Origin of the sequence: Vibrio sp. L85 (assembly GCF_963871815.1) — a bacterium.
GTDB classification, from domain to species: domain Bacteria; phylum Pseudomonadota; class Gammaproteobacteria; order Enterobacterales; family Vibrionaceae; genus Vibrio; species Vibrio harveyi.
Window position 1 is genome coordinate 61,746 of sequence record NZ_CAWMYL010000114.1, and the last position, 23,201, is coordinate 84,946.

Annotated in this window: 26 protein-coding genes; 10 read left to right on the plus strand and 16 right to left on the minus strand. The window is 45.3% G+C overall.

Annotated features, from left to right (window positions below; all coding sequences use genetic code 11):
- Positions 1–25: 25 nt before the first annotated feature.
- The 5 genes from lptB to AACR11_RS12010 form a co-directional block, all read right to left on the minus strand.
- A complete protein-coding gene (gene lptB, locus AACR11_RS11990; RefSeq protein WP_005444387.1) occupies positions 26–751 on the minus strand; it encodes an LPS export ABC transporter ATP-binding protein in 726 nt (241 codons plus the stop codon).
- A gap of 1 nt (position 752) precedes the next feature.
- Positions 753–1,247, minus strand: coding sequence for a lipopolysaccharide transport periplasmic protein LptA (gene lptA / locus AACR11_RS11995; RefSeq protein ID WP_005444389.1), 495 nt, complete (start codon positions 1,245–1,247; stop codon positions 753–755).
- The gene (lptC, locus tag AACR11_RS12000; protein WP_005444391.1) at positions 1,228–1,791 is read right to left on the minus strand and encodes an LPS export ABC transporter periplasmic protein LptC; all 564 of its coding nucleotides are present in this window, start codon (positions 1,789–1,791) and stop codon (positions 1,228–1,230) included. Before lptC ends, lptA begins: the two co-directional genes overlap by 20 nt.
- Before the next feature lie 90 nt (positions 1,792–1,881).
- On the minus strand, positions 1,882–2,853 hold the full coding sequence (gene kdsD / locus AACR11_RS12005; protein WP_029789665.1) for an arabinose-5-phosphate isomerase KdsD: 972 nt from the start codon (positions 2,851–2,853) through the stop codon (positions 1,882–1,884).
- Positions 2,854–2,888: 35 nt separating this feature from the next.
- Positions 2,889–3,854, minus strand: coding sequence for a calcium/sodium antiporter (locus AACR11_RS12010; RefSeq protein WP_005444395.1), 966 nt, complete (start codon positions 3,852–3,854; stop codon positions 2,889–2,891).
- Positions 3,855–4,253: 399 nt separating this feature from the next.
- On the opposite strand from AACR11_RS12010, the gene mlaF reads away from it, so the two are divergent.
- From mlaF to AACR11_RS12050, 8 genes are all read left to right on the plus strand, one after another.
- Entirely contained in the window at positions 4,254–5,057 is an 804-nt protein-coding gene (gene mlaF / locus AACR11_RS12015) for a phospholipid ABC transporter ATP-binding protein MlaF (protein ID WP_005444397.1), read from the plus strand.
- A complete protein-coding gene (mlaE, locus tag AACR11_RS12020; RefSeq protein WP_005444399.1) occupies positions 5,047–5,838 on the plus strand; it encodes a lipid asymmetry maintenance ABC transporter permease subunit MlaE in 792 nt (263 codons plus the stop codon). Before mlaF ends, mlaE begins: the two co-directional genes overlap by 11 nt.
- A 2-nt stretch (positions 5,839–5,840) precedes the next feature.
- Positions 5,841–6,338: an outer membrane lipid asymmetry maintenance protein MlaD gene (gene mlaD / locus AACR11_RS12025; RefSeq protein WP_005436386.1), complete on the plus strand. Its 498-nt coding sequence runs from the start codon at positions 5,841–5,843 to the stop codon at positions 6,336–6,338.
- 3 nt (positions 6,339–6,341) lie between these two features.
- Positions 6,342–6,980, plus strand: coding sequence for a phospholipid-binding protein MlaC (gene mlaC / locus AACR11_RS12030; protein WP_029789666.1), 639 nt, complete (start codon positions 6,342–6,344; stop codon positions 6,978–6,980).
- Positions 6,980–7,300 carry an STAS domain-containing protein gene (locus tag AACR11_RS12035; RefSeq protein WP_029789667.1) on the plus strand — a complete coding sequence of 107 codons (321 nt, stop codon included), beginning with the start codon at positions 6,980–6,982 and terminating at the stop codon, positions 7,298–7,300. Before mlaC ends, AACR11_RS12035 begins: the two co-directional genes overlap by 1 nt.
- 3 nt (positions 7,301–7,303) lie before the next feature.
- Positions 7,304–7,558: a BolA family iron metabolism protein IbaG gene (gene ibaG, locus AACR11_RS12040; RefSeq protein WP_005432865.1), complete on the plus strand. Its 255-nt coding sequence runs from the start codon at positions 7,304–7,306 to the stop codon at positions 7,556–7,558.
- 9 nt (positions 7,559–7,567) lie between these two features.
- On the plus strand, positions 7,568–8,833 hold the full coding sequence (gene murA, locus AACR11_RS12045) for a UDP-N-acetylglucosamine 1-carboxyvinyltransferase (protein WP_005444406.1): 1,266 nt from the start codon (positions 7,568–7,570) through the stop codon (positions 8,831–8,833).
- Positions 8,834–8,980: 147 nt separating this feature from the next.
- On the plus strand, positions 8,981–9,706 hold the full coding sequence (locus AACR11_RS12050; RefSeq protein ID WP_005444408.1) for a 1-acylglycerol-3-phosphate O-acyltransferase: 726 nt from the start codon (positions 8,981–8,983) through the stop codon (positions 9,704–9,706).
- Between the two features lie 84 nt (positions 9,707–9,790).
- On the opposite strand, the gene AACR11_RS12055 is transcribed toward AACR11_RS12050, so the two are convergent.
- The 6 genes from AACR11_RS12055 to arcA form a co-directional block, all read right to left on the minus strand.
- Positions 9,791–10,180: a RidA family protein gene (locus AACR11_RS12055; protein ID WP_005432832.1), complete on the minus strand. Its 390-nt coding sequence runs from the start codon at positions 10,178–10,180 to the stop codon at positions 9,791–9,793.
- Positions 10,181–10,345: 165 nt separating this feature from the next.
- A complete protein-coding gene (gene pyrI / locus AACR11_RS12060) occupies positions 10,346–10,807 on the minus strand; it encodes an aspartate carbamoyltransferase regulatory subunit (protein WP_005448817.1) in 462 nt (153 codons plus the stop codon).
- A 17-nt stretch (positions 10,808–10,824) separates the two neighbouring features.
- A complete protein-coding gene (pyrB, locus tag AACR11_RS12065; RefSeq protein WP_005432845.1) occupies positions 10,825–11,754 on the minus strand; it encodes an aspartate carbamoyltransferase in 930 nt (309 codons plus the stop codon).
- A gap of 90 nt (positions 11,755–11,844) precedes the next feature.
- Positions 11,845–11,970 (minus strand): hypothetical protein, encoded by a 126-nt coding sequence (locus AACR11_RS12070; RefSeq protein WP_005432831.1) that lies wholly within the window; start codon positions 11,968–11,970, stop codon positions 11,845–11,847.
- Positions 11,971–12,039: 69 nt separating this feature from the next.
- Positions 12,040–13,044: an ornithine carbamoyltransferase gene (locus AACR11_RS12075; protein ID WP_005432863.1), complete on the minus strand. Its 1,005-nt coding sequence runs from the start codon at positions 13,042–13,044 to the stop codon at positions 12,040–12,042.
- Positions 13,045–13,200: 156 nt separating this feature from the next.
- Positions 13,201–14,421: an arginine deiminase gene (gene arcA / locus AACR11_RS12080; RefSeq protein WP_005432859.1), complete on the minus strand. Its 1,221-nt coding sequence runs from the start codon at positions 14,419–14,421 to the stop codon at positions 13,201–13,203.
- Positions 14,422–15,005: 584 nt separating this feature from the next.
- Between arcA and rraB the strand changes: the two genes are divergently transcribed.
- Positions 15,006–15,422 carry a ribonuclease E inhibitor RraB gene (gene rraB, locus AACR11_RS12085; protein WP_005432867.1) on the plus strand — a complete coding sequence of 139 codons (417 nt, stop codon included), beginning with the start codon at positions 15,006–15,008 and terminating at the stop codon, positions 15,420–15,422.
- A 171-nt stretch (positions 15,423–15,593) separates the two neighbouring features.
- Positions 15,594–16,394, plus strand: coding sequence for a glycosyl hydrolase 2 galactose-binding domain-containing protein (locus AACR11_RS12090; protein ID WP_079324341.1), 801 nt, complete (start codon positions 15,594–15,596; stop codon positions 16,392–16,394).
- 16 nt (positions 16,395–16,410) lie between these two features.
- On the opposite strand, the gene AACR11_RS12095 is transcribed toward AACR11_RS12090, so the two are convergent.
- The 5 genes from AACR11_RS12095 to pepA all read right to left on the minus strand — a co-directional run bounded on the left by AACR11_RS12095 (position 16,411) and on the right by pepA (position 23,084).
- Positions 16,411–17,316: a bifunctional helix-turn-helix transcriptional regulator/GNAT family N-acetyltransferase gene (locus AACR11_RS12095; RefSeq protein WP_079324343.1), complete on the minus strand. Its 906-nt coding sequence runs from the start codon at positions 17,314–17,316 to the stop codon at positions 16,411–16,413.
- A gap of 115 nt (positions 17,317–17,431) precedes the next feature.
- A complete protein-coding gene (locus AACR11_RS12100) occupies positions 17,432–17,830 on the minus strand; it encodes a DUF2061 domain-containing protein (RefSeq protein ID WP_005432839.1) in 399 nt (132 codons plus the stop codon).
- Positions 17,831–18,057: 227 nt separating this feature from the next.
- Positions 18,058–20,916 carry a valine--tRNA ligase gene (locus AACR11_RS12105; protein ID WP_029790582.1) on the minus strand — a complete coding sequence of 953 codons (2,859 nt, stop codon included), beginning with the start codon at positions 20,914–20,916 and terminating at the stop codon, positions 18,058–18,060.
- Between the two features lie 94 nt (positions 20,917–21,010).
- On the minus strand, positions 21,011–21,460 hold the full coding sequence (locus AACR11_RS12110) for a DNA polymerase III subunit chi (RefSeq protein ID WP_026000077.1): 450 nt from the start codon (positions 21,458–21,460) through the stop codon (positions 21,011–21,013).
- 115 nt (positions 21,461–21,575) lie between these two features.
- Positions 21,576–23,084, minus strand: a complete 1,509-nt coding sequence (pepA, locus tag AACR11_RS12115) for a leucyl aminopeptidase (RefSeq protein WP_005432840.1) — start codon at positions 23,082–23,084, stop codon at positions 21,576–21,578.
- Positions 23,085–23,201: the final 117 nt, after the last annotated feature.

Below are 23,201 nucleotides of genomic sequence, written 5' to 3' on the forward strand. Positions count from 1 at the left end.
CAGAATCTTACCGTTCCTAATGTAATCATAGACGGAATTGTTCGCCGAGATAAACTTGTTTCACCTGCTCGTTATTGAGAACTTCATCCGGAGTTCCCGATGCGATGAGATGTCCTTGGCTTACGATATAGGCTTTTTCACATACGTCCAAGGTTTCACGAACGTTGTGGTCAGTGATTAATACACCAAGACCGCGATCGCGCAGGTGTTCGATGATTTTTTTGATGTCGTTAACCGAAATCGGGTCAACACCCGCAAATGGTTCATCCAGCAAAATGAACTGAGGGTTAGCAGCTAGTGCTCGCGCGATTTCTACACGGCGGCGCTCACCACCCGATAGTGCCATACCCGCACTGGTGCGTATGTGCTGTATGTGGAATTCTTCTAACAAATCTTCCAGCTTATCTTGACGCTCTTCTCGCGTTAACTCTTGACGAGTTTCCAGAACCGCCATGATGTTGTCTTCAACCGACAACTTACGGAAGATGGAAGCTTCCTGTGGCAGGTAACCGATACCCATACGAGAGCGGCTATGCATCGGCAGAATACTGATGTCTTGGTTGTCGATTGTAATGGTGCCTTCGTCACGCGGTACCAAGCCAACGATCATATAAAACGATGTGGTTTTACCCGCACCGTTAGGACCCAATAGACCAACAATCTGACCAGACTCTACTTCAAGGCTTACATCAGTTACCACCTTGCGTTTTTTGTAGCTTTTAGCAAGGTTCTTTGCACTTAGTACTGCCATATTAGTTCTCGACTTGGTTCGGTTGCAGGATGGTTGTTACGCGCTCATCCTTCGAGCTGTCAGCGACTAGCTTCTGTTGACCAATTTGGTAACGAATTGACGAACCTTTGATGGTGTTTCCGTCTTGAGCCAGTTGCGCTTGACCTTTCATGGTCAATTCATCAGTAGAAATACGGTAGTCTAACTCAGTTGCCTGACCACTGAGCGTTTTGCCATCGTCCATTAACTGAGAAAAGGTAGCTGGTTTGCCAAATGCTTGGATCTGTTTGATAGACTCGGTTTTAGGATCGCGAGTCACCACGATTCTATCAGCATCGATATTGATGCTACCTTGCTTAAGCGATACATCCCCTTTGAAGATCACCTGATTACTCTTCATGTCCACTTGTTGAGTGTCTGAATTAATGTAAACCGGCTGTTGTGTATCCGACTTAAGTGCTAACGCTTGTGGCGCTGCTAAAACCAATGCCAATAGGCTAAGGTGTAACGGTTTCATATCGACCTTGAACTTCATCAGTTAGAGTCGCAGTGTGAGCCTTTAAGTTGCCCTGCATTGCGCCCCCAGTAGTTTCAAATTGCGGTCCAACCAACATCACTTGTTGATCGGCTTTAAAATCACGATTGGTTAGATTAATCACCAATTTGTCTGTCGCCATGGTATCGAAACTTGCACCAGGCAAAAGGTTTTGCATTAGCACGTTGTCGTACAGCGTCAGAATTTGGTCTTCATCTAAGACTGCTCTGGTTGCAGTTACCTTCCACTCAACCACACTACCTTCGCGGTACACCATGAGTGTTGGGCTCTTAAATATCGTGTCTCCACTTTTGGCATAATGATCCAAATTAGTGGAACGGATGATGTAACTGCGGACACCATCTTCACCATAAGTGATGTTTTCTAGTCCAGTACCACTGAACATAGGCAGTTCTAAATTTGGTGCTACTTGGATATTTTCATTGCTTTTTGGCGTCATGAGGTAATAACCGCACCACGCAACAACAAAAATCAAGAGCAAATAAATAAGGCGAGTAAAACTCATAAAATAAAGGCCTTTATCTTAGCTCAGTACTTCCCTGACCATTGCCTTAATCTGTTAAATCAATCGTTAAGTCTTTTTGGTGACGCGATATTACATCACGCCAGCCTTTAATAAATCATGCATATTCAGTGCACCGACAATTTTATAGTCATCACACAAGATCAGAGCATTGATGTTTTTGTCTTGCATCAGGTTTAAGCCTTCTACTGCCAGCATCTCAGGATAGGCGGTAGTTGGGTTTTTCGTCATCACATCACCAATGGCTGTGGTATGGATATCAATGCGTTTATCTAACGTACGACGTAAATCGCCATCAGTGAATATACCAAGCATAGCATCGTGCTCATCGACGATAGCGGTCATGCCTAAGCCTTTTTCCGAAATCTCAAGCAGTGCGTCACGAATTAAAGCATCTGGTGACACTTTTGGTAGCGAATTACCAAAGTGCATAATATCAGACAGCTTAAGCAGCAATTTTCTTCCCAGTGCGCCACCTGGATGTGATAACGCAAAATCTTCTGCAGAGAACCCTCGAGCTTGGAGAAGTGCAACTGCCAGTGCATCGCCCATAACCAACGTTGCCGTGGTGCTGCTGGTTGGAGCAAGACCAAGCGGACAAGCTTCTTTTGGTACAGTAATTTGCAAGTGGAGATCGGACAGTTTCGCCATGTTAGATTCCGGCTTACCTGTCATACTGATGATCTTAATGTTCAAGCGTTTCAAAACAGGGAACAGAGATAAAATCTCATGCGATTCACCTGAGTTTGAAATGGCGATAACAATGTCGCCAGCACTGATCATACCGAGATCACCGTGAGCCGCTTCACCTGGGTGAACAAAAAATGCAGAGGTACCTGTGCTTGCAAGCGTAGCGGCAATCTTATTGCCAATGTGACCTGACTTGCCCATACCCATCACGACAACCTTGCCGTTGTTGGAAAGAATCAATTCGCAAGCTTGCTCAAACTGCGCATCAAAGTATTGGTCTAGCTGTTGTAGTGCTTTCACTTCGATATCGAGTACTTGTTTAGCAGCAGCGCGAAAATCAAATTGAGTGGACATATCAGTGCTCCAATTTGTCTTTACTTATTATGTTATTAAGCAGCCATGTTTGCGAATAGGTAAACTTGGTAAGCCAAGAAACACACAAACAAAATGCCACCTTCAATGCGGTTGATGCTACGAGATTTACCCAAGCACATTGCTACAAGTAGTAGAGATACACCCAGCATTACCCAGAAATCACGCCCCATTGCATATTCGCTTAGCATTGATGGATTAATAATGCCCGGTAGACCCATTACCGCAAGAATGTTGAATACGTTTGATCCGATGATGTTACCAACTGCCATATCGTCTTCGCCCTTTAGAACACCAGCAAGAGAAGCTGCCAGCTCAGGAAGACTAGTACCAATGGCAATAATGGTTAAACCGATCACGAGGTCACTCATGCCAAAGTACTTCGCAATGATCACGGCGTTATCAACCAACATACTTGCTGCCAAAGGAAGCAGTATCAGACCGATCACTACCCACATCACCGCTTTTGAGTTGCTCACGCCTTCTGGTACTTCAGACTCTTGATCTTCAACAAACGCATCACCCGCTTTTTGCTCTTTACGGCTAATTTGCAACATTGCAAACAAGAAACCACCAAACAGAATGAACAGCAGCACGCCTTCGTAAAAACCTAAATGGCTATCCCATAGCAAAATACCCGCCAATACGGTTACTGCTATCATCAAAGGCAGTTCACGGCGAATAACTGCAGAACTGATAGAAAGGGGCTTAATAAGCGCTGTAATACCTAGGATTAAAGCAATGTTGGCAATGTTGGAACCCAATACGTTACCAACGGCAGTATCGGTTTTTCCATCCCATGCTGCTGTCGCCGAAACCATCATTTCCGGCGCAGATGAACCCATTGCTAGGATTGTCATACCGATCACTAGAGGTGAAATACCGACGTTGCGGGCCAGAGCAGCAGAGCCAAAAACAAGTTTATCTGCACTCCAAACAAGTAAAACAAGACCGACGATAAGCAACGCAACGGCTTCGAGCATGATGATTCCTAAGTAATAAAATAAGCGAAATGAGTAACCACTAATTTTGACCTTTTGCGGTCAAAAATGGAAGATAAACAACAAATAAATTAAAGGTTAGTAACGAAATTGTGCTTAATTGTTGCTCATTCACTTGTCGGTTGGAATACGGCTATTCTGGAATGGGATTTAAACACCTTCCTTGGGTTTCGTCATATTTTATGCTGAATTGCTTGAATTTCGTCGGCTTTATTTAATCGAACAGTGCTTTTAATTCAGGTTCATTGTGCTTATGATTGCAGCCTAATAAGTGTACCGAAGTCACTTTAGGATATTCTCGACGTAATATCTTGAAAACAATCGGGGTTGAGTTGGATTGCAACTCTGTGAGAACCGCTCACAACTAGTAGAAGAGATAGTATGTCGAACAACGATTTAGTTACCGTTAACAATCTCACTTTTTCACGTGGAGAGCGCAAGATCTTCGATGGCATTGATCTGCATGTGCCAAAAGGAAAAGTGACGGCCATTATGGGACCGTCGGGGATTGGTAAAACGACACTGCTGCGCCTTATTGGTGGGCAGATTTATCCCGAGCAAGGGGAGATCTGGTTTGATGGCGATAATATTCCATCCCTGTCTCGTAAAAAGCTTTATCAAGCACGCAAAAAAATGAGCATGTTGTTCCAGTCGGGAGCTTTGTTTACTGACTTGAATGTGTTCGACAATGTGGCGTTTCCTTTGCGTGAACACACGGAACTTTCCGAAGAATTAATTCGTACCATGGTGCTTCTGAAGCTTGAAGCGGTCGGATTACGAGGTGCGGCAGAATTGATGCCAAGTGAGCTTTCCGGCGGCATGGCTCGCCGAGCTGCACTAGCTCGTGCCATAGCCTTAGACCCAGATCTCATCATGTACGATGAACCTTTTGTTGGGCAGGACCCAATCACTATGGGCGTTTTGGTTGAGCTAATTAGCAACTTGAATCGCGCATTGGGGCTGACTTCAATCGTCGTCTCTCATGATGTGCCTGAAGTGATGAGTATCGCGGATTGGGTCTACTTGATGGCTGATGGCAAAATCATTGCTTTTGGTACGCCACAAGAGTTGATCGATAATCCCGACCCACGTGTGAAGCAATTCTTACAAGGGGAAGCCGATGGTCCCGTGCCGTTTCGCTTTCCTGCTCAAAGTATCGAAAAGGACTTATTTGATGGTCGATAGCTTTATTCAATTTGTCGCTTCATTAGGTAAACGAACATTAGCCATCTGTGAAGCCTTTGGTCGTGCGACCTTGATGCTTGTTGGCGCATTAGTGACTCGACCTCAGCCAATCAAGAATTTTCCTCTGTTGATTAAACAGCTTTATTCCGTAGGTGTGCAATCGCTGGCGATCATTGTCGTTTCTGGCTTGTTCATCGGCATGGTGCTTAGCTTGCAAGGTTATGTTGTGCTGGTGGATTACGGAGCAGAAGGCAGCCTGGGTCAAATGGTCGCTCTTTCGCTACTACGTGAGTTAGGACCAGTAGTAACTGCGTTATTGTTTGCTGGTCGCGCTGGCTCAGCACTGACTGCAGAAATTGGGTTGATGAAGGCAACGGAGCAGCTTTCAAGCATGGAAATGATGGCTGTGGATCCACTAAAACGTGTCATCGCACCACGTTTTTGGGCTGGGGCTATCTCAATGCCATTATTAGCTATGATCTTTATGGCAGTTGGTATCTGGGGCGCTCAGCTTGTTGGTGTGGATTGGAAAGGCGTAGACCACGGCAGCTTCTGGGCTGCGATGCAATCTTCAGTGGAATTAGGTCAAGACATCGGTAACAGCATGATCAAATGTATTGTGTTCGCGATTACCGTTACTTGGATCGCTCTATTTAATGGCTATGACGCTATTCCAACTTCGGAAGGGATCAGCCGAGCAACGACGCGCACTGTTGTGCATTCTTCTTTAGCAGTACTGGGACTAGACTTTGTACTGACCGCATTGATGTTTGGGAATTAATCATGCAACAAACACGTAAAACAGAATTATGGGTTGGCAGCTTTGTATTAGCAGGAATTTGCGCGATTCTTGTGATGATTTTTCAGGTTGCTGACGTAAAAAGCATTGGCTCTGGCAATACTTACACCCTGAAAGCCGAGTTCGATAATATTGGTAGCTTGAAAGTACGTTCTCCTGTGAAAGTAGGTGGCGTTGTTATCGGTCGTGTAAGTAACATTACACTTAACCCTGATAGCCTATTACCTGTAGTGAGCTTGTCGATTAACAGCCAATATAACCAATTCCCAGAAACTTCTAGCGTGCAAATTTTGACATCTGGATTGATTGGTGAGCAGTACATTGGCTTGGTACCGGGCTTTGTTTTTGATGATGAAGAAATGCTTGTTGATGGTGACACCATCGAAGACACCAAATCTGCATTGGTACTAGAAGACCTGATCGGTCAGGTTCTATACAGCATTGGTGGCTCAGGCGATTCTGGTGACACGAGTAAGGAATAATCCATGTTTTCTAGACTATTACTTTCTTTCTTAGCAGCATTTACTGCATTTGGAGCCGTTGCTGCTGAAGTAGATAAAACTCAGCCATACCATATGATGAAGCAGGTTGCAGAAGTGACGTTTGAGCGTCTCAAAGCGGAGCAACCGCAAATCAAAAAAGATCCAAACTTACTAAAAACCATCGTTGAAGAAGAGCTTATGCCTTATGTCAACGATCGCTATGCGGCATTGAAACTGCTTGGTCCAAACCTAAAAGGGGCGAAGCGTGAAGATGTGGGTGAATTCATCACAGCATTTCGTGCTTACTTGGTGACGTCATACGCGCAAGTATTAACGCAATATACGGATCAACAAATTGAGTTTGGTCCGGAGCCAAAACTGGATCCTTCTAAGCGCATTACTAGCGTCAAGGTTGAAATCATCGACGCACCGCGTCCAAATATCAAACTTGAATTTAAACTGCGCAAAGATAAGAAGACCGGTGAGTGGTTAGCATTCGATATGGTGGCTGAGGGTATTAGCCTACTATCAAGCAAACAATCGGAGTGGAATACACAAATTCGCCAAGAAGGTATTCTTGCGGTCGCTAAAGATTTAGAGAAACTGGCTGCACAGCCAATTCGCTTCGAGGCAGCAAAGTAATGGCACAGTCTCATTCTCAGTGGCATTTACAGGCAGACATTCTTAAGCTTACAGGGGCGCTGGATCGCGATTCGGTGCCGTTTTTGTGGGCGGTGGCACAGCAATGGCGACCTTCTCAAACCGAGCTAGAATGCTCACTCCAAGAGATTGAACGCATCGACTCTGCGGGAATGGTGATGTTAATCCACTTATTAGAGCATGCAAAAAAGCAAAACTGTCATATAATGCTCAGTTTCGTGCCAGCGCAATTGCGCACTTTGTTTCAATTGAGCAACGTTGAATCTTTAGTGGCCAAACATATACAGAATTATCAGGGGTAAATTGTGGATAGCGCAAAAGTACAACAGTTACTAGAAGAAGCACTAAACCTTCAAGAAGTGCATGTAAAAGGTGAAGGGAGCCACTATGAAGTGGTTGCTGTTGATGCTTGTTTCGATGGAATGAGCCGCGTTAAGAAGCAGCAGTTAATTTACGGTCCTCTGATGGATTACATCCAGCGTAACGACATTCACGCGCTATCAATCAAAGCGTTCACTCCAGAAGAGTGGGCTCGTGATAAGAAGCTAATGTCGCTTTAAGGTTTATTGATGGAAAAGTTTCGAGTTATTGGGTCAGATAAACCACTGGTTGGTGAAGTGACCATTTCAGGTGCAAAAAACGCAGCACTGCCGATTTTATTTGCGTCTATCTTGGCGGAAGAGCCAGTAGAAGTGGCAAACGTGCCACACCTTCGTGATATCGACACAACCATGGAACTACTAAAGCGTCTAGGCGCAAAAGTAAGTCGTAATGGTTCCGTTCATGTCGATCCAAGCAGCATTAATGAATACTGCGCTCCTTATGATTTAGTAAAAACCATGCGTGCTTCTATTTGGGCGCTTGGTCCTCTTGTCGCGCGCTTTGGTCAAGGTCAGGTGTCTCTACCTGGCGGTTGTGCTATCGGTGCTCGTCCTGTTGATCTACACATTACTGGTCTAGAACAGCTTGGCGCGACCATCACTCTTGAAGATGGTTACGTTAAAGCAGAAGTCGATGGTCGCCTTAAAGGCGCGCACATCGTGATGGACAAAGTGAGTGTTGGTGCAACCATCACTATCATGTGTGCAGCAGCACTTGCTGAAGGTACGACAACACTAGACAACGCGGCGCGTGAACCTGAAATTGTTGATACGGCTGACTTCCTAAACAAACTTGGCGCGAAAATCTCTGGAGCAGGTACTGACACCATCACTATTGAAGGTGTTGAGCGCTTAGGTGGCGGCAAACATAGCGTTGTGGCTGACCGTATCGAAACAGGTACATTCCTAGTTGCAGCTGCCGTGTCTGGCGGTAAAGTGGTATGTCGCAACACCAATGGTCACCTGTTAGAAGCGGTACTGGCTAAGCTAGAAGAAGCGGGCGCGTTGGTAGAAACTGGTGAAGATTGGATCTCTGTTGATATGACAGATCGCGAGCTGAAAGCTGTGAGCATTCGTACTGCACCACATCCAGGTTTTCCAACGGACATGCAAGCACAATTTACGCTGTTAAACATGATGGCGAAAGGTGGCGGCGTGATCACTGAAACTATCTTTGAAAACCGTTTCATGCACGTGCCTGAATTGATGCGCATGGGCGCGAAAGCGGAAATTGAAGGTAACACAGTAATTTGCGGTGATGTAGATTCTTTAAGTGGTGCACAAGTGATGGCAACTGACTTACGAGCTTCGGCAAGTTTGGTGATTGCTGGTTGTATCGCGAAAGGCGAAACCATCGTTGACCGTATCTACCACATCGACCGTGGTTACGACAAAATCGAAAATAAACTGTCTGCACTTGGCGCAAATATTGAGCGCGTAAGTGAGGCGGGTTAAACTGCATCGCAGTTGACCTAGATATGAAGAGAGCCGAAACGTAGGTTTCGGCTTTTTTATATCGCGTTTTCTTTCATAGTTCATGACTATGTTCAAAGAGACAATAATAGCTGTAGCTGGCGCAAAGCCGGTTCTTGGAGAACAACAATGATTGCACTGTTACGTGTATTTGCTGTCGCAATTTTCGCAATTGTGATGTTTATTGGTGGTTGTGGTTACTGCCTACTTAGCCCTAGAAACCCTAAGCACGTTTTCACGTTCGGTCGTCTATTCGGCAAAATGTCACGTGTATTTGGTATCAAGCTAGAATTGCGTATTCCGGAAGATGCGTATTCTCGCGGTCAGCATGTTTACATTGCTAACCACCAGAACAACTGGGACCTTTTCACTGTATCTTCAGCTGTTACACCTAAGGTAGTAACGGTAGGTAAGAAGAGTCTTGCGTGGATGCCTTTGTTTGGTCAGCTTTACTGGCTAACAGGTAACATCTTGATTGATCGTGCAAACCGCTCTAAAGCAAAAGGTACTATCGACCAAGTTGTAGACAGCATCAAAAACAGCGACGTTTCAGTGTGGATGTTCCCTGAAGGTACACGTTCACGTGGTCGTGGTTTACTGCCATTTAAAACTGGTGCATTCCATGCAGCTATCGGTGCAGAAGTGCCAATCATTCCAATCGTGTGCAGCTCTACAGGTCACATTAAACTGAACCGTTGGAACAATGGTCATGTGATCATTGAAATGTTACCTCCAGTAAGCACGGAAGGTTACGGCAAAGAGGGCGTACGTGAGTTAGCTAATGTTTGTCGTGAAGAGATGAAAGCGAAACTGGAAGCCTTGGATGAAGAAGTGAAACAGCGCAACGCAGCTTGAGTTCTACGGCGATATCATCGCAAAAAGACAATAAAAAACGGGTAGCTTGAGCTACCCGTTTTTTATGTTTGTCAGCAAGGGCAATTATTTGCGAACTGCGATTGCTTCAATCTCGATACCGACATCTTTAGGCAGACGAGCGACTTCTACACAAGAACGTGCAGGGTAGTTTGCTACTTCGTGCTCATCGAAAAACTTGCCGTAAACTTCGTTCACAGTACCGAAGTCGTTTAGGTCTTTCACGAATACTGTCATTTTAACGATATCAGTAACCTTAAGACCTGATGCTTCCACAACTGCTTTTACGTTCTCTAGAGATTGACGAGCTTGCTCTGCGATGTCTGCAGACACTTCACCTGTCGCTGGGTTTACTGGGATTTGGCCAGAAGTTAGAACCATGTTGCCTAGATCTACGCCTTGAACGTAAGGACCGATTGCTGCTGGTGCAGACTCAGTGTGAAGTACTTTCGTCATTTGAATTGTTCCATCTGTTTAGGGGAATAAAGAGTTTACTCAAACATCTTGAGTGTTCTTAAGAATAAGCAGTGTGCCTTTAAACATGAAGCACGTAAAGTGCAAAATACCCCGCATTGGCGGGGTATCAGTCAATTTATCATTAGCAAGAATCGGAGCAGAAAATTAACGCTCAGTTACGATCTCACGTGCGAAAACTTTCTCACAGTATTTACACTTCAGACGGATTTCTTCCTTCTTCTCGAACACCTGGAAGCTGCTCGCAACCGGTTCGTTGTGTGTAATACAGTTGCTGTTCGGACACTCAAACACGTTGTTGATTCGCTCAGGGAGTTCTAGCGCTAGCTTCTTCACTACTTCGTAGTTTTCGATTTGGTTAACGGTCGCGTGTGGTGCGTACAGTGCTAGTTTACTTGCCTGCTCTTCGTTGATGAACACGTTTTCAATCTTGAGTAGGTCTTTATGACCGAGTGCAGATGAAGGCAGATTCAGACCGATGGTGACACGTTGAGAAGAGTTGTGCATATCGAACAGCTTCAACACTTTGATACCAATTTGTGCTGGGATGTGGTCGATTACTGTGCCGTTTTTGATTGCTTCAACCTGCAATTGAGTTTCTTTAGCCATGTCTTTTTCTCCCTCGATTACAGTGTTTCGTTAAGAACCAGTGCCAACAACGCTTGGCGCGCGTAAACGCCGTTTTCTGCTTGTTGGAAGTAGTAAGCGTGTGGTGTGACGTCGACGTCTGTGGTGATTTCATCCACGCGTGGCAGTGGGTGCAGTACTTTCAAGTTTTCACGTGCACCTTCTAGTAGTGCCGCCGTTAGGATGTAAGCTGATTTGATGTGCGCGTATTCGGATTCATCAAAGCGCTCTTTTTGTACGCGAGTCATGTACAGAATGTCGAGCTCAGGAATCACGCTTTCCATGTCTGTGTGTAGGCTGTATTGAATGCCTGCTTCATCTAGCTCTTCACAGATGTAATCTGGCATTGCGAGTGCTTCTGGTGCAACAAAGAAGAAGCGAATGTTATTGAACTTTGCCAATGCTTGAGTCAACGAGTGCACGGTGCGACCGTATTTTAGGTCACCAACAAACGCAACGTTTAGGTTGTCTAGACGACCTTGCGTTTCCGCGATGGTGTATAGGTCGAGTAGCGTTTGCGTTGGGTGTTGGTTTGCGCCGTCACCTGCGTTGATAACGGGTACGCCGTTAGAGAACTCTGAGGCTAAGCGCGCTGCGCCTTCTTGAGGGTGGCGCATCACGAATGCATCGACGTAAGAAGAGATCACTTGAACTGAGTCAGATAGCGTCTCGCCTTTTTTCGCCAGAGAGGTGTTACCACCGTTATCAAAACCAATAACATCGCCACCGATACGTTGAATTGCTGTCTCGAATGACAGGCGAGTACGTGTGGATGGCTCAAAGAAACAGCTTGCTACAACCTTGTTTTTAATCAGTTCTGGACGAGGTTCTTTTTTTAGCTGACCTGCAGTTTCTACAATCAGTTCCAGTTCTTCACGTGAAAGCTCTGGAATAGAGATGATGTGCTTCTGGTAAAGCGAGTTCGCCATGATCTTCTTCCCTATAACAGTGGTGACTATCCCCAAAATTCACCGCGATGGAATTTTAGGCATAAAAAAACCTCCCCAATTGGGGAGGTTTTAAAATTCAATAGAATTAACGAAAATAACAGCACGTAAGCGTAGTCGCTTAGCTAGAGCAAATCGCGTTTTTACGTCAGCAATCGGCGTGGTCATTTCGTAATCCTCAGACAAATTGCCGAGCATTATACGCTTAACTTTCGTGAGCGCAAGCGATTACATCATGGTTTTTGTTACCATTTTTAATGCTTTGGTTTAGCTGCCTAAGGTTGCCACCATCACGGCTTTAATCGTGTGCATGCGGTTTTCGGCTTCGTCGAATACGATAGAGTATTCAGATTCAAACACCTCTTCGGTTACTTCAAGCCCTTTCATACCGTATTTCTCCGCGACCTCTTTACCCACAGTAGTTTCATCGTTGTGGAAAGCTGGCAGGCAGTGCATGAACTTCACATGAGGGTTACCCGTTTGCTTAATCACATCCATATTGATTTGGTAAGGTGTCATCAGCGCAACACGCTCATCCCAAGCTTCAGCCGACTCACCCATCGACACCCAAACGTCGGTGTATAAGAAGTCACAACCTTTAACGCCTTCTTCAACGTTCTCAGTCAGCGTGATTTTAGCGCCGGTTTGTTGGGCAATTTCTTGGCAAGTTGCCACTAATGCTTCTTCTGGCCAGAACGCTTTTGGCGCTACAAGGCGGATGTCCATGCCCATTTTTGCTGCGCCAACCATGAGTGAATTACCCATGTTATTGCGAGCATCACCAAGGTAAGCAAACGTCATCTCATGCAGTTGTTTCCCACGTCCGTGCTCTTGCATGGTCAGGAAGTCTGCAAGGATTTGGGTTGGGTGGAACTCATCCGTTAAACCATTCCAGACAGGTACACCAGCATAAGTACCAAGCTCTTCAACAATGGATTGACCAAAGCCACGGTATTCAATCCCGTCGTACATACGACCAAGAACACGAGCGGTATCTTTCATTGATTCTTTATGACCGATCTGTGAGCCAGAAGGACCGATGTAAGAGACTTGAGCGCCTTGGTCAAAGGCCGCGACTTCAAACGCACATCGGGTACGAGTAGAAGATTTCTCAAAGATTAGTGCGATGTTTTTACCTTGAAGTTTCTTCTGCTCTGTTCCTGCATATTTAGCTTTTTTCAGCTCTGCAGACAGTTCGAGCAAAAACTGGATCTCTTTAGTTGAGAAGTCCAATAGCTTCAAAAAGTTGCGATTACGTAGATTGAAAGCCATAGCTCGTCCTTTAGGTCGTTTGGTTGATAAAGAATAAAAGCATTAAAACATATAAATGCTTTTATTGTGAATAATTATTTTAATTAAAAACAAAAAAGGTTGATGCATTCACATCAACCTTAGTCTCAATTGGTTTTATTTGGTGGGAGAGGTTTCTCAAATATCGTCACGTTCGATTGGGCAGCTCATACAACGTGCACCACCACGACCGCGACCAAGCTCGTTACCCGGGATAGTCAGGACTTCAATGCCAGCTTTGTCGTACTTCTCGTTAGTGTAGACGTTACGCTCGTAGCCAATCACAACACCAGGTTTCACCGTCAGTACGTTGTTGGCATCGTTCCATTGCTCTCGCTCAGCTTCGTAGCTGTCACCACCGGTTGTGATGATCTTCAATTGGTCTAAGCCAAGTGCCGATTCAATGGCGTGCAGATAGTTGTGTGACGCTTCGACATGCATTTCACCGTTGCCTTTAGGTGTTAGGCGCCATGTGTCTAAGTCTTTGCGCATGATCTCTGGGTATACCGAGAAAGTGTCTACATCCATGTGCGTCATGACCGTATCAAGGTGCATGCACGAGCGGTGTTTTGGTAGATCGATAGCAATCACTTCTTTCGCTTGACCAGACTTAAACAGGCTTGCCGCTAAGTTTTCGACACCTTGCGGGGTTGTGCGCTCAGACATACCAATTAGAACTGCACCTTTACCGATAACCAGTACATCACCACCTTCTACGTTGGCATTGTCGTAGTGCTGGTCTTCATCACCAAAGTAGTTAATGAAGTCTTGACCCGCGAAGGTTGGGTGCCAGCGGTAAATGGCGCGCAGATGGTTGGTCTCGCGTTGACGTGCAGGCATCATCATTGGGTTAAGAGAAACGCCGCCGTATACCCAGCATGACGTGTCACGGGTAAAGAGGTGGTTAGGCAGAGGCTCGATCACGAAATCCAGTGGGCGCTTCATCTTTGGCAACATTGATGAAGACTTGATTGGCAGTTCGGAGTAAGCCAAGCCGCCAAGAAGAATGCTTGCTAAGTGCTCATCGTCCATCTCTGCGAAGTACTGACGCAAATCACGAGCGAAAGTCGGACCGTAACGGAAGTCAGAGATCTGAGTATTCAACAACCATTGTTTTGCTTCTGGAACCGCAAGGGTTTCAACCAGCAGATCATGAAGCAGTAGTACTTCGACATCTTGTTCACGCAGTGTGCGCGCAAACGCATCGTGTTCTTCACCAGCTGCTTCGACCGCTAATACGTCATCAAACAGTAGCTCATGGCAGTTCGATGGCGTTAGGTGGGTGAGGGCGCGCTCTGGGCGATTTAATAGAACTCGTCTTAGTTGACCAACTTCTGATCCAACGTACAGCTTACTCATTTTGCATCCTTACAAATATTCCAGCCGTTAGTTATGACAAGCTTGGTGCAAAGATGCAAGTCCTAGAACTTTGATTATATTTTGCAAAAATATCGTTTTTTGGCGTTATATTTCGTAAATGGTTTCATGATGTATTTTAATTCTATACTTTGTTGTTTGTTCATGAGTTTTAAAAAGTGCGTTTTTATTCTTTTTCGTTTGAGAAAGAACTCATACATCAAAAGTGCATAAAACGTGCATAACCATTCTGAAATATGCAGTTTTTAGCTTTCTTTTATTCGTTAGGTCAGAATTACCGAGTCGTTGCTGTATTCACTCCAAGATCATAAACACGCAAACATGTCTAAAATTACTCGTCTTAGGTTCAATTAGGATCTTCTGAATATTAAAGATTAGTCGTTTTTGTTAATTTTTTGTTTCTGTGAGCGGGGTTTAGATTTGCGAGCAAAAATTATCATCAAGAATCACCGCAGTTTGGTGTTTGTTTGTGGCTTTTCATCGCAATCCGTGCCATATTTCACCGCATTAACGTACTCAGTTTAGAGTATAGTGTTTCCATCAAGTAACTAATCTGGAGCCAAAACATGTCTCACGAAGATGAATATCTATCAGTAGAAGAATTAATTGAGATTCAAAAGGAAGAGACTCGCGATATCATTGCAGCATTGCTAGAAGACGGCAGCGATCCAGATTCACTATACGAAATCGAGCACCACCTATTTGCTGAAGACTTCGACACGCTAGAGAAAGCGGTTGTTGAAGCGTTCAAGATGGGCTTTGAAGTTCTTGAAGCTGAAGAAACAGAAGATGAAGACGGCAACAAACTGCTTTGCTGTGATGCAACAATGGAATCTGCACTAAACGCAGAAGCGATTGATGCACAAGTTGAGAAACTGGTTCATCTTGCAGAAAAATACGACATCATTTACGACGGTTGGGGTACTTACTACGAAGGCGAAGATGCGCTTTACCCTGAAGAAGATGATGAAGACGAAGAGTAATCCTCTTATTCAATCTAAGAAGCCAGCGTTTATCGCTGGCTTTTTTGTGCCTTGAAAATGATAACCGCCGATGACGATAAATAATTCTCATTGAGTTTGTCTGCTTATAGCCTGTAACCCTAAGTTAGTTGTGTATATAATGCGTGAAAATTGATCTAGCTCAAGGTGTATATGCAACTCTCACTCGCCGGTTTATGGCAAGTCTCTCCACTGACGGACCTTTCTATCCCACAGGATGACATTACTTTCCCTGCTCCTTTGAGTCAGGTATTGCCTGCTGAACTGACTGAAGAAGCGATTCGTCAGCAAGAGTGGCACCTGATGCACGACATTGAAGTGGACGAATCCATGATGGCATTCCCTGCGGTAGAAATGGTGTTGGGTGGTGTGGATTACCATGCAGAAGTGCGTTTAAACGGGGTAGCATTGTTCGACTGTGACTGTTCACAAAGCATGTACAAAAAAGACATTCGTCCGTTCATGCAGATGGGGCGTAACCGTTTTGAGATCCTGTTCCTTGAGGAAGAAGAAGATCTTCTGCTGGATGAGGATAAACCAGAGTTGTGCTCACTTGCGGATCATGAATATCAAAAGAGTGATGAGCGCTTGGGGGTATGGCAAGAGCCGTATCTGCAGTTTATTCGCAATGTGCGTTTAGACCGTGTAGCAACCGAGCAGATTTGGCACCATGGTGGTGGTTGTGAGTTTAAAGTAGACTTGTACTATCAAACTTTTGCGCCGGGTCTAGTATCGGCATCGGTTAAGTTTAATGGCATGACTTACCATATTCCTATTGATGTCCGAGCGGATCATGCGAGTGCTTTATTCCAGATTGAAGCGCCAAAGTATGCCGATCTTAACGATCCCGATCCAAAAGATCTCTACGAACTCGTGGTGGAGTTGGATGGGCAACGCCAAGCATTTACAGTGGCGCTTAGCCAAGAGCTCTGTGTTACCCATCTTGTACTTTAAGTTTGGGGATAAAACGCTATAACGTCTTAAGCATCACGACTTCACATGCATCATGCCCTGTTTGTCCTAGCGGGGCATCGAGATGCTCAAAGCCTAGCTTTTCATACAAACCTACCGCTTCTCTTAGACATTCTGTCGTTTCTAAATAGCACTGCTGATACCCAAACTGTTTCGCTAGCTGTAAGCTCAATGCGACGATGCGTTTAGCTAAGCCGTGCCCTCGTGTTTGAGGTAAGAAGTACATCTTTTGCAGCTCACACACATTTGGCTCACCAGCTAAAGGTGCAAAGCCGCCGCCACCCACAATCTCGCCTTGGTACTCTACTACCCAGTAGGCTGCGCCTTGTTGATCGTAAACCGAGTACATGTCATCAAGCGTTGGATCTGCCACACCATAACCTTTATCTGCGGTTAAACCGTATTCTGCAGAGACTTTACGAATCACGTCCGCAACTTGCGAGTTATCTGCTTTGGTAAGAGGTCGAAGAACGTATTCCTCAGCCTGGCACACTTTCGTTAGCCCTTTTAGGTAAGTCTCTAGACCAAGTTTGAGTTGCTCTTGCTCGCTGTCATCGAGTTGGGTAAGCAGTTGTTCAAAGAAGCTGTTTTGCTGCTGGTCTAGTTGCGATAACGCCTGTTGCCCTTGTTCTGTAAGCGCGACAAGTTGGCTACGTTTGTCTTTTGGGTTTTCGATGCTCTCAACCAAGCCTAATTTAATCAGACCAGTAACGGTTCGGCTCGCATTGGACTTGTCGACATTAAGTTGCTGTGCCAATTGATTGATGGTTAACGGCTGCAGCTGGATTTCACCTAAGGCGTGCGCTTGTACTGGAGTGAGAGCGACATCGCCGCATTGTTTATCGAGCATGCCAAGCAATCGGACGGCTTGACGGGAGTAGTGTCGGAGTTGACGAGCATTCATTATCACTTACCTCTGAAAATAAAGTTGCGCACCGCAATTAAATTAATTGCGGTGCGCAACTTTGTCAATGGTAAATGTCATTTTGCTCGTTAGGAGGCGTATTGAGCCTCCATGTTTAAGCGTGTTGGTGTAGACAAAATTGTGGTGCTTGGTTATCTGATTTACGCATCCATACTTTCTCGTGGAAGTAGTAAGCCACTGTGTTCAAGCTTGGCTCTAGCATCGCCATAATACCGCCGACAAACGCATCACCTGTTAGTAAGTAAACCACGCTAAACGCAACACTGAAGTGGATAGTGGCAAAGCTTGCGGTTTTTAATTTGGTCATCCACTGACGAGCTTTAAGCGCTGGGACTTTTGCCCATGCCTTTTCATGAAAGTAGAAAGCGACGGTGTTCACTGAAGGCTCAATCATGGCAATTAAACTACCAATTAGAATGTCGCCAGTAAGCACGTAAGCGACACTAAACGCGATAGTAAAATGGAGTGCTGCAAAGGTTAGTGTCTTTTTCATGATAATTACTCAATCGTTGTGTTGTTTCGATAGGTCTATTATTGAGAATTATTATCATTAAATCTAATGGTCAGTTAAGATTAGTTTGATAGGTAAAAACTATTAAATAGGAGGAAGAGTAGGAGAGAAGAGTGGATATCTTTGAAAGCTTTCCTAGCGATAAAATGCAAAAAGGGTTGATGCTTTCACACCAACCCTTTGATTCTTTTTGTTCTAGCCTTTAGCGATTAAAGTGCAGCGATCGTTGTCTTCTGCTCTTCTAGCTTAGCTAGTGTCTCTTTGTAGCCTTCAAGCTTCTCACGCTCTTTAGCAACAACCGCTTCAGGTGCTTTCGCTACGAAGCCTTCGTTACCTAGTTTGCCTTCGATACGCTTGATTTCGCCGTGAGTTTTCTTGATTTCGCCATCTAGACGAGCAAGCTCAGCGTCTTTGTCGATCAGACCCGCCATTGGGATCATCAGCTCAGACTTAGCAACCAATGCTGTCGCACACGCTGACGTTTCTTCGTCAGCAGCAAGTACGCGTACAGATTCTAGTTTCGCTAGAGACATCAGTACTTGTTTGTTTGCTTCTAGACGCGCTGCGTCTTCTGCGTTTGCAGCTTTCAGCATAACGTCAAGCGGCTTACCTGGGTTGATGTCGTATTCAGCACGTAGGTTACGGATGCTGGTAATGAACGCTTTCACCCATTCAATATCGTCTAGCGCTTCTTGGTTGAAGTTTGCTTCGTCGAATTGAGGCAGTGCTTGAAGCATGATTGTCTCGCCTTCTACACCTTCAACTAGTGGCTTGATGCTTTGCCAGATAGTTTCAGTGATGTAAGGAATCACTGGGTGAGCTAGACGTAGAGTCTTCTCAAGAACCGTGATTAGTGTACGGCGAGTACCACGCTGTTGCGCTTCAGTACCTTTCCATAGAACTGGTTTAGTTAGCTCTAGGTACCAGTCACAGAATTGGTTCCAGATGAATTCGTAAAGCGTGTTAGACGCCATATCTAGACGGAAGTTGTCGATATGGTTGTTGAACGCTTTCGCTGCAAGTTCAAACTGAGACTCGATCCACTTGTCCGCTAGTGAGTATTCAATCTCACCACCGTTGAAGCCACAATCTTGCTCTTCTGTGTTCATCATTACGTAACGGCTTGCGTTCCATAGTTTGTTACAGAAGTTACGGTAACCCTCAAGACGCTTCATATCCCAGTTGATATCGCGACCTGTTGATGCCATTGCTGCAAGAGTGAAACGTAGTGCGTCTGTACCGTATGCTTCGATACCGTTTTCAAACGTCTTACGAGTGTTCTTCTCGATCTTCTTCGCTAGCTGAGGCTGCATCATGTTGCCACAACGCTTCTCTACTAGAGACTCTAGGTCGATACCATCGATCATGTCGATTGGGTCAAGTACGTTACCTTTCGACTTAGACATCTTGTCGCCGTTTTCGTCACGGATTAGACCAGTAACGTAAACTGTCTTAAATGGTACTTGTGGTTTGCCGTTTTCGTCTTTCACGAAGTGCATGGTCATCATGATCATGCGCGCAACCCAGAAGAAGATGATGTCGAAACCAGTTACTAGTACGTCTGAAGGGTGGAATACTTTCAAATCGTCAGTTTGCTCTGGCCAACCTTGAGTACCGAACGTCCATAGTGCAGAAGAGAACCATGTATCCAGTACGTCTTCATCTTGGTGAAGTTCAATAACTGACTCTAGGTTGTTGTTCTTACGAACTTCTTCTTCGTCACGACCTACGTAAACATTACCTTGGTTGTCGTACCAAGCTGGGATGCGGTGACCCCACCATAGCTGACGAGAGATACACCAGTCTTGAACGTCACGCATCCAAGAGAAGTACATGTTTTCGTATTGCTTAGGAACGAATTGGATGTCGCCGTTTTCTACTGCTTCAACCGCTGTTTTCGCTAGAGGCGCAGTACGTACGTACCATTGGTCAGTTAGCATTGGTTCGATAACCACGCCACCACGGTCGCCGTAAGGAACTTGTAGATCGTGATCTTTCACTTCTTCAAGTAGACCTAGCTCGTCGAATTCAGCAACGATAGCTTTACGAGCAGCAAAACGTTCCATACCGTGGTACTTAGCTGGTAGCTCAGTGCTGTAAGCGTCGCTTGCTTCGCCGTTGGTGTTGAATACTTCAGAAGCGTCACGGATGTTCGCGTCGAAAGTCAGAATGTTGATCATTGGTAGCTGGTGGCGCTTACCAACTTCGTAGTCGTTGAAGTCGTGCGCAGGTGTGATTTTCACACAGCCAGTACCTTTTTCCATATCTGCGTGCTCATCGCCCACGATTGGGATGCGACGATCAACGATAGGAAGGATGATTTCTTTACCGATAAGATCTTTGTAACGTGGATCTTCCGGGTTAACTGCAACACCAGTATCGCCTAGCATAGTCTCTGGACGAGTCGTTGCAACAACGATGTAGTCTTTGCCATCTGCTGTTTTAACGCCATCTGCTAGTGGGTAGCGGAAGTGCCACATGTTGCCTTTAGTGTCTTTGTTCTCTACTTCTAGATCTGAAATCGCAGTGTGTAGCTTTGGATCCCAGTTAACTAGACGCTTACCGCGGTAGATTAGGTCGTCTTCGTATAGACGTACGAACACTTCTTGAACAGCGTTAGATAGACCATCGTCCATCGTAAAGCGCTCACGATCCCAGTCTACAGATGCGCCAAGACGACGAAGCTGCTTAGTGATAGTGCCGCCAGATTCGCCTTTCCATTCCCAGATTTTGTCGATGAAAGCTTCACGACCGTAATCGTGTTTTGTTTTGCCTTCTTCTGCAGCGATCTTACGCTCAACAACCATCTGAGTTGCGATACCTGCGTGGTCCGTACCTACTTGCCAAAGAGTGTTTTTACCCTTCATGCGCTCACAACGGATAAGCGTATCCATGATCGTATCTTGGAACGCGTGGCCCATGTGTAGGCTACCAGTGACGTTCGGTGGCGGGATCATGATGCTGTATGATTCTTTAGTAGTGTCACCGTGTGGCTTAAAGTAGCCTTTCTCTTCCCAAGTCTGATACAGAGCTTGTTCGATTGAAGTTGGGTTGTATGTCTTTTCCATAGCGCTCTTTTAATGGATACGTTGATGGTTGAATCTAAGTCAATCTTTATAAGTGAACTCTCTGAGTGGAGAGCTTAACTATAAGGATTGACCGTTAAGGATATTGAATTTCGATCGTTTGCAGTTGATAACCTGCCTGACGGTAAATTTTATACCTTTCTCTTGCGAGCTGTTTAGCTTTTTCTTCGCAAGGCACGAAGTCTACCACTTGAGCAAACTTGTTCGCAAAGGTTGTCTCATTTTCCGCCAAATTAATTACCAGCTGACGATTCCAATTGGGTTTTACCCCATTATGACCGATCTCAATATTGGTGGCGTATTTCGGTCCTTCGCCTACAAGATTATGTGCCATGAACTTGTCTGCATCAATTTGCCAAAAGGCTTCAGCGAGCTGCTCGGCGTGCGGTTTGTCTTGGCAGTTCAGGTATACTTTTGCGCCTTGGCGAGCAAAGTGCTGAGCCAAAAAAACAATGTATTCTTCAAAGCCAGCCACCGTTGCTTGCGGGCTCTCTTCGTTAATGATGTAGAAGGTTGCAGTTTGCATCATTCTCTCACTTGCCGTTGGTCTCTTCCTAAGACCATCTTAAATCCGATTTTCAATCAAGAAAATCGAGGTAATAAAAAAGGGCCTTGCGGCCCTTTTAGATGTTGTTCAGAAATTACTCTTCTGTCTCTTGGCCGCTGCGGTTCAAAAGGAATTGGACAAGCATTGAGACAGGACGGCCCGTTGAGCCTTTCGCTGCGCCTGATTTCCAAGCAGTACCTGCGATATCGACGTGTGCCCAGTTGTACTTCTTAGCAAACTTAGACAAGAAGCAACCCGCAGTGATAGTACCAGCAGGACGACCACCGATGTTTGCCATATCAGCAAACGGGCTCTTCAATTGCTCGTGGTACTCGTCTGCCATTGGTAGACGCCATGCACGGTCACTTGCTTGCTCAGAAGCATTTACTAGCTCATGAGAAAGTGGGTTGTGGTTAGAGATTACGCCGCTAATATGGTGACCTAGTGCGATAACACAAGCACCAGTTAGCGTTGCAACGTCTACTACACAGTCTGGTTCGAAACGCTCTACGTAAGTCAGTGCGTCACAAAGAACAAGACGACCTTCCGCATCCGTGTTTAGAACTTCTACGGTTTGACCTGACATGGTTGTTAGGATATCACCTGGACGGTAAGCGTTGCTGCCTGGCATGTTTTCACAGCCTGCTAGAACACCAATAACGTTAATTGGTAGGTTTAGCTTCGCTAGCGCTTTCATCGTACCGAATACAGATGCTGCACCACACATGTCGTACTTCATCTCATCCATACCTTCACCAGGTTTTAGAGAGATACCGCCTGAATCGAACGTCAGACCTTTGCCGACTAGTACGATAGGTTTTGCTTCTGATTCTGGGTTACCTTTGTATTCGATAATCGACATCATTGATTCGTTCTTCGAACCACGACCTACTGCTAGGTAAGATGTCATGCCCAGTTTTTCCATCTCTTGCTCACCAATGATCTTGGTGGTTACAGTTTCGTAATCGTCAGCAAGGCGACGTGCTTGAGAAGCAAGGTACGCTGGGTTTGCGATGTTTGGTGGCATGTTGCCAAGATCTTTTGATGCTTTCACACCAGATGCGATAGCTAGACCGTGAGTGATTGCTTTCTCGCCTAGGTTTAATTCACGACGCGTTGGTACGTTGAATACTAGCTTACGCAGTGGACGACGAGTTTCTGGCTTAACGCTCTTGAACTGATCGAATGTGTAAAGACCATCTTTAGTCGCTTCTACTGCCTGGCGAACTTTCCAGTAAGTATCACGACCCTTAACGTGCAGTTCAGTTAGGAAACATACTGCTTCCATAGAACCTGTTTCGTTAAGTGTGCTGATCGTCTTTTGAATGATTTCCTTGTACTGGCGCTCGCCTAGCTCACGTTCTTTACCACAACCTACGAGTAGAACGCGCTCTGACAAAACACCTGGTACTTGATGCAGTAGCAGCATCTGACCAGGTTTACCCTCTAGATCACCACGGCGAAGTAGTGAACTGATGTAACCGTCACTGATTTTATCAAGTTGCTCGGCTACTGGAGAAAGGCGACGTGGTTCAAACACACCAACAACAATACATGCGCTACGTTGTTTCTCTGGACTGCCACTTTTAACACTGAACTCCATGCGTACTCCTACATCCTGAAGACAAATTGCTCTAAATGTTAGATAATGATCGCTTACTTGTTGAATTTAAGCTCAGGTCTTACCAACAGAGCTGATTTAAGCGCTAACATCTAGTTT